Genomic DNA, 7,132 nt, shown 5'->3' with positions numbered 1-7,132 from the left:
AAAATACCCTTAGTAGCATGATAATAAGATTGGTGGGGGTTGTCAAGGAGTTTCTTAGTTTAATCAGTTTCTATGAGTTACTTGGCTGATGGACAATGTTCGTGGTATAATGTAGATAATGTTATAGCACTTAAAATGAATTACATTGTCAATGCATATAATAGATTTGAAACCCCTATAGTCAGAGGGAAAGGGGCATATCTTTTTGATAAAGATGGTAAAAAATATCTAGATTTTACTGCGGGTATTTCTACAACTTCCTTAGGACATTGTCATCCATATGTTGTCAATAAACTGAAAGAACAATTGGATTCGTTATGGCATTGCTCTAATGTTTTCACTATCCCCGAGCAAGAAAGGCTTGCTGAGCGCTTAACAACACTTACTTTTGCGGACAAAGTTTTTTTCTGTTCAAGCGGACTTGAAGCAACAGAAGCTGCAATTAAATTTATTCGTCGCTATTTTTATTCAAAAGGCCAGGAAAAGCGTAACCGCATCATTACAATCGAAGGAGGGTTTCATGGCCGCAGTATTGCTGCGATTTCCGCTGGAGGAAATGAAAAATCACGCGAAGGTTTCGCTCCACTCCTTCCCGGTTTTGATAAAGTACCAAGAAACAACATTAAAGCACTTAAAGAAAAAATTAGCGATGAAGTAGCTGCTGTGTTTTTAGAGCCCATACAAAGTGAAGGTGGAGTGTATACACTAGATGTGAAATATCTCCAGAAGATAAGAGAAATAACAAAAGCTCAAGAAATGATTTTATGCTTTGATGAAGTGCAATGCGGGTATGGGCGTATTGGCTCTTTATTTTATTATCAAAATATAGGGATCGAACCTGACATGTTAACTTGTGCGAAGGCTATGGGTAACGGATTTCCTCTAGCTGCATGTTTAGTAAAAGATTATATAGCAGAAGCAATTACTCCAGGAACTCACGGATCAACCTATGGCGGTAATCCACTTGCCATGACTGTTGGTAATGCAGTGCTCGATATAATGCTGAAAGAAGGCTTTTTTGATCATGTTAAAAGAGTTGGTGGATATCTAAAAGAAAAACTGTTGCCTTTAGCTAAGAAATTTCCGGAGATAATTTCAGAGATTCGTGGAGAGGGCTTATTGATAGGAATAGAGCTTAAGGAGCCTTTTGCCGATAAAATTGTTAGCCGATCTCTTGACAAAGGTTTAATGATGACTAAAGTTTTAAGTAACAGGGTGATAAGAATAACCCCTCCACTTATTATTGAGGATAAACATGTGGATGCAGCATGCGATGCACTCTATAGTTTATTTCTTGAGGTTAAAGGTATATAAATATTTTAGAGATATAAAGTCCAGCTATACAAAACTTCAAACTTGCAAATGTTTCTTATAGTATATAAAATTAGCTCTGTTTTTTATCACAATAACATCACACTTTAATGGATTGGTTATTGGTTTCAGTATCATCAATAATTTTTGTTTTATTGATCTTATCGTTTTTATTTTCAGGGGCAGAAATAGGGTTAACCTCAATTAGCCGTTCTCGAGTTAATAAGCTAAAGCTAGACGGTAACAAAAGGGCCAAGGTAATCGACCACTTGTTAAATAAAAAAGAATTAACAATAGGTACGATATTGCTTGGTAACACAATTATTAACATTACCTGTTCCGCTTTATTTACAGCAATAGTTATAAACTTTTTTGGAAATGAGGGCGTTTTTCTATTAACAGTTACGATGACGTTTTGTATTTTGCTGTTCTGTGAGGTGTTGCCAAAAACCTACGCCATGCAAAATCCTGAGAAGTTTACATCATTTTCTGCTTATTTTGTGCTGTTTTTTGTCAAGATTTTTTCTCCATTGACGTTAGGTATTCAGTTTATTGTTAATCTCATTCTAAAGTTATGTGGACTTCATAAGAATAGGGAGGTAATATCTGCAGCAGATGCAATGCGTAATATGATTACTCTTCATCGCAGTGAAGGAACCATGTTACAACAGGATTTGGATATGCTAAACAGCATACTTGACTTGGCTGAGACAGAAATATCAGAAATTATGACCCATAGGAGAAATCTATTTTCTCTTGATATAGAACGAAATAAAGAAGAGTTAATAAGAGAAATTTTAACCAGTAGTCACAGTAGAGTACCTTTATGGCAAAAAGAACCGGATAACATTGTCGGAGTAATTCACGTAAAAAATCTAATAAACGCCCTGCGTGAAAAGGATAATAAAATAGAGAAAGTTGATATTGCCCAGGTTATGTCAAAACCTTGTTTCTTGCCAGAAAGTACACCACTCAGCGTGCAATTACATAACTTCCGTAAAAACAGAAAACACCTTGCATTTGTTGTTGATGAGTATGGAGCACTGCAGGGAATCGTAACTCTTGAGGATATACTGGAAGAAATAGTTGGAGAAATCTCCGATGAGCATGATGTAATTGCAGAAAACTTTATAAAGAAAATATCTGATAATGTGTATCACATAGAAGGGAAATCTACTATCAGGGACATTAATAGGCAATTACATTGGAGTCTTCCTGATGAAGAAGCTACAACACTTGCAGGTATGATTGTGAATGAGATAGAGCGCATTCCTGATGAAGGTGAAGAATTTTTCATGTATGGCTTTCGCTTTAAGATTTTGAAAAAAGATAAAAATATTATTACTGTTATTGAAGTACAAGTGAAAACTGACAATACTATAACAACAATTAATTAGTTGGGTTTTATGGAAGATACAGTAAAAATAACAGCTGATGAGCTAAAGGGTTATATAGAAAGAATTGAAAAACTTGAACAAGAAAAGAAGGATGTACAAGATCACATTCGCGATGTATATGCAAAAGCTGCAGATGAAGGTTGGGATATAAAAGTGATGAAGCAAATTATCAGGCTAAGAAAGATGGATGATGATGACAGAGAAGAACAAGAAATACTGCTTGACACCTACAAACGTGCACTGGGAATGAGTTATGAAGAAGACTAAGTGAATAGCAGAATTGTAATTGGAATAAGTGGGGCGTCAGGTTCTATTTACGGCGTGCGCATTCTAGAGGCATTAATAAAAGTTAATAGATCTCTTGAATCCCCTGCTATAATAGATTCCAGCGTCACGCGCTGTAAATCAGATTATGAAACTCATTTAGTGATCAGCAGTGCTGGGAAAATAACTCTAGCTCACGAGATTACAGAGAAACTTGAGGATATTACATCGCTTGCAGATTTTTATTATTCTGAAGAAAAAATAGGAGAAAAAATAGCAAGTGGCTCATTTAAAACCTCAGGGATGATCATCGCTCCATGTTCTATGAAGACGATGTCTGAAATTGCGTCAGGCGTTACTTCCAATCTATTGACAAGAGCTGCAGATGTAACGCTGAAAGAAAGAAGAAAATTAGTTCTTATGGTGCGGGAGTCACCACTGCATCTTGGTCATTTACAAAACATGTTGAAATTAACAGAGATGGGAGCAATAATTGCTCCACTGGTACCAGCTTTCTATATTAAACCGAAATCGTTGGATGATATTGTTAATCATTCTGTTGGAAAAGTATTGGATTTATTTGATATCAAATTACCTGACTTTAAGGAGTGGCAAGGAAGTGACAATTATTATTGATGGTAAAAAAATAGCAAATGACCTGTGCGAAAAGTTATCACAAAAAATTGATGTTTTAAAGAGAGAGCACAACATTTTTCCTTGCCTGAAAGTAATTCTCGTGGGTAGCAATCCAGCAAGTCAAGTCTATGTCCGCAATAAACAAAAAAAAGCAAAATCAATAGGCATAAGTTCTGAGACTATTGTTTTGCCTGATGGCATTTTAGAAAATGAATTGATTGAAAAAATTAGTGGATTAAATGAAGACCCATTTGTGCACGGCATTTTAGTACAATTGCCTTTACCAAATCATATTAATGCAAGTAGGGTAATTAACACAGTAAGCGTTGAAAAAGACGTAGATGGTTTTCATGATGAAAACGTTGGTAGATTAGTTAAAGGTGAAAGAAATTGTCTGATACCTTGTACTCCTAAAGGTTCTTTGCACTTAATTAAGTTGGTTGAAAGTAGTCTTTCAGGTAAAAACGCAGTTGTGATCGGGAGGTCAAACATAGTGGGTAAACCAATGTTTCACCTATTGTTACAAGAAAACTGCACTGTTACCATCTTGCATTCACAAAGTAGGGATTTAGCTGAGTATTGTTCTAAAGCGGATATAGTAGTTGCAGCAGTTGGAAAGCCAAATTTTGTTCAGAAAGACTGGATAAAGAAAGGGGCAATAATAATTGATGTTGGCATAAATAGTGTCAATATAGGAGGACAACCAAAGTTCGTAGGTGATGTTGACTTTGATGGGGTGAAAGAGAAAGCTAAAGCCATTACACCAGTACCTGGGGGCGTTGGTCCAATGACCATTGCATTCCTGATGATAAATACTATTATTGCTGCTTGCTTGCAGAAGGGAGTTGATGTCTCTAATTTCATGGACTAAGTTTTTAGCTGCAATAATGTGGTTAGGCAGGATTAAAGGTATTAAAATGATATGGTTGAAAAGATGGCTAATAATTTTTCTTTTGCTATGCTCAAGCGTAACTTTCTGTAGTGATTGTAATTTTAATTTACCGTACTACGGGCTTGGTTGTAATTTCAATCTATCGTACAGGAATTTGAGCAATATAAAAAAGCTATTGAGTGATAGCGATAAGTTTGTTGCACTTACATTTGATGATGGGCCATCTAATAATAGAACAGGTGATATTATTAATGTTCTGGAGAACTATAAAGCAAAAGCGACATTTTTTCTTCTTGGTGAACGTATAAATAGAAAAACATCTGAGGTAGTAAGAAAAATTTATGAGACAGGTCACGAGCTGGGCAATCACTCTTGGTCACATAGAAAATTGACGTTACTTACAAGTGAGGAACAATTACAAGAGTTAGAAAAGACGAATGTAGCAATTAAAAATGTGACAGAACAGGATGTAAAATGGTTTCGTCCACCGTATGGATGTCATGATGATAATCTGATTGAAAACACTGATCAATTGAATATGTATTCGATATTATGGACAGTTGATTCCCTGGATTGGCAAGGTGATAAACCAGAGATCTTAGTTGAAAGAGTTGTAAGCAACATACACAGTGGAGCAATCATACTGTTCCATGACCACGACAACAAATCAAATACAGTTGAAGCTTTACCCCAGATTATTAAGATACTAAAAAAATCAGGTTACAAATTTGTTACCTTAAGTGAGTGGGAAGAAAGGATTTGTAAAGCCAGAATGGGAGAGAGTGCATTTTAAAGAAATTTTATGCGGACAAAAAACAAAGTCTTTAACCGTAGAGCATTTATATTAGGTGGTATTCAGCTTACTATTTCTGCCATTTTTAGTTATAGGTTATATAATTTACAGATACGAAACAGACAAAAATACGAAGCACTATCCAGCAGTAATAGAACACGAATTGCCACTATCATGCCTAAGCGTGGCAGAATTTTAGATAGGAATGGCGTTGGACTTGCGATAAACAAAATTTCGTACGTTGTTTTGTTTGATGGACAAAAAACTTCTGGTAAGGAAGTGGATTTGCAAACATTGTCAGAGATTGAATCTGAAGCAGTAGAATTGTCAGAAACAAAAGTAACCGCTCTTTATAAACGTTACTATCCGTTTGGTTCGATGTGCTCTCATGTGTTGGGATATACAAAAAAGCAGCAAGGCATAAACGAAGTGGGAATCAGCGGCATTGAATATACATACGATCATATATTAAAAGGTGAGCCAGGAAAATCTGAGCAGGAAATAAATTCTAGGAAGCGTATCGTGAGAGAGTTGTCGAACATACCACAGCAAAACGGACAAGATGTGCATCTGACAATTGATATCGATCTGCAGGAGAAAATTGTGGAGATATTTAAAGATCACAAAGGCTCTGCAGTGGTAATTGATGTAAATAACGGAGAAATTTTAGCGTTATATAATTCACCTTCTTACGATAATAATCTTTTTACTAACAGATTATCGAATGAAACTTGGGAAAGTTTAAATGTACCTTCATTACCACTTGTAAATCGTGCATTATCATATCAAATTCCGCCTGGTTCAATATTTAAAATAATAGTTGCGCTTGCAGGTTTAAAGGATGGAATAATCACACCAGAAGAAAAATTTTTGTGTAGGGGCTATATGAAAATAGGCGAACGGAAATTTCGTTGCTTAAAAAGCAAGGTCCATGGATATGTATCTTTAAATGAAGCAATGGCTCTTTCATGCAACACTTACTTTTATAACATAGGAAAAAAGATAAGTGTAGACTCTCTGGTGGAAATGGCCAGAAAATTTGGCATTGGCAGTGGGCCACTAATTGGAACGTTTAAGGAGGAAGCTCCAGGGTTGCTGCCTGATAGAGATTGGCGCGCACGAAAGCTATATTCAGAATGGTATTTAGGTGATACCATCAACTTAGTTATAGGACAAGGGTATATACTTACAACACCACTGCAGCTAGCAGTTCTTGCAGCAAGAATTGCAACAGGAAAGGAGGTGATTCCCTACATCGAAATAAGTAATATAGCGCAAGATTTTTCTGACATTGATGTGGATCATGAGCATCTTAACATAGTTCGAAAAACTATGTTTGATGTGGTGAATTCTAACTATAGAAAAGGATTAAGCGGTGTACAAATTGCCGGCAAAACCGGCACACCAGAGATAAACTCTAAGGGTGAAAGTCATAAATTATTTATTGCTTATGGTCCTTACCATAACCCGCGCTACGCAATCTCCATGTTTATAGAACACGGCAAGGTCCCACGCCAAGATGTTACTATAACTAACGAGATATTGCGATATATGCTTGAAAAATGACCTTATGAAATACTATATGGCAGTCGTTGGTTGCATAAAGCAATTAGACTTCTTGCATAACAAACTTTTAGCAGCACGTGGATGAAACGAAGAAACTCCTTGACAAACTCCGCCAACCCAATTATAATGATACTGAAGCTATTTTATTTATCTTCGCAATCTGTGCAGGTTAACGACAAAAAACTTAGGGTATTTGGCGTATCATGTTTAAATTTTTGCACTATGTGCACCTTATGTCTTTGTAAATTTTCTGGGTTTTTACCTATATAAGCT

At 36.0% G+C, this 7,132-nt stretch carries 7 protein-coding genes; all 7 read left to right on the top strand.

Translation table 11 applies throughout. From position 1 onward, the window contains the following. Positions 1–135 precede the first annotated feature (135 nt). Positions 136–1,314, top strand: a complete 1,179-nt coding sequence (locus tag HET73_RS05025; RefSeq protein ID WP_174132760.1) for an acetylornithine transaminase — start codon at positions 136–138, stop codon at positions 1,312–1,314. A 107-nt stretch (positions 1,315–1,421) separates the two neighbouring features. Continuing rightward, the gene (locus HET73_RS05020) at positions 1,422–2,708 is read left to right on the top strand and encodes an HlyC/CorC family transporter (protein WP_174132757.1); all 1,287 of its coding nucleotides are present in this window, start codon (positions 1,422–1,424) and stop codon (positions 2,706–2,708) included. A 9-nt stretch (positions 2,709–2,717) separates the two neighbouring features. Continuing rightward, complete coding sequence (locus HET73_RS05015) at positions 2,718–2,975, top strand: DUF2312 domain-containing protein (RefSeq protein ID WP_174132756.1); 258 nt, start codon at positions 2,718–2,720, stop codon at positions 2,973–2,975. Beyond that, complete coding sequence (locus HET73_RS05010; protein ID WP_174132755.1) at positions 2,976–3,608, top strand: UbiX family flavin prenyltransferase; 633 nt, start codon at positions 2,976–2,978, stop codon at positions 3,606–3,608. Beyond that, complete coding sequence (folD, locus tag HET73_RS05005) at positions 3,592–4,479, top strand: bifunctional methylenetetrahydrofolate dehydrogenase/methenyltetrahydrofolate cyclohydrolase FolD (protein WP_174132754.1); 888 nt, start codon at positions 3,592–3,594, stop codon at positions 4,477–4,479. The genes HET73_RS05010 and folD overlap by 17 nt, the downstream gene beginning before the upstream one ends. 46 nt (positions 4,480–4,525) lie before the next feature. Then, positions 4,526–5,293, top strand: a complete 768-nt coding sequence (locus HET73_RS05000; protein ID WP_218939319.1) for a polysaccharide deacetylase family protein — start codon at positions 4,526–4,528, stop codon at positions 5,291–5,293. A gap of 9 nt (positions 5,294–5,302) precedes the next feature. Continuing rightward, positions 5,303–6,859 (top strand): penicillin-binding transpeptidase domain-containing protein, encoded by a 1,557-nt coding sequence (locus HET73_RS04995; RefSeq protein ID WP_174132753.1) that lies wholly within the window; start codon positions 5,303–5,305, stop codon positions 6,857–6,859. Positions 6,860–7,132 lie beyond the last annotated feature (273 nt).

It is taken from the genome of Wolbachia endosymbiont of Atemnus politus (assembly GCF_013309895.1).
Note: the sequence above shows the minus strand (reverse complement) of the source record. Positions and strands in the feature narration are given on the sequence as shown.

Coding starts and splice junctions, on each gene's coding strand:
- HET73_RS05025 (WP_174132760.1), top strand. CDS start 136: ATGAATTACATTGTCAATGCATATAATAGATTTGAAACCCCTATAGTC.
- HET73_RS05020 (WP_174132757.1), top strand. CDS start 1,422: ATGGATTGGTTATTGGTTTCAGTATCATCAATAATTTTTGTTTTATTG.
- HET73_RS05015 (WP_174132756.1), top strand. CDS start 2,718: ATGGAAGATACAGTAAAAATAACAGCTGATGAGCTAAAGGGTTATATA.
- HET73_RS05000 (WP_218939319.1), top strand. CDS start 4,526: ATGATATGGTTGAAAAGATGGCTAATAATTTTTCTTTTGCTATGCTCA.
- HET73_RS04995 (WP_174132753.1), top strand. CDS start 5,303: ATGCGGACAAAAAACAAAGTCTTTAACCGTAGAGCATTTATATTAGGT.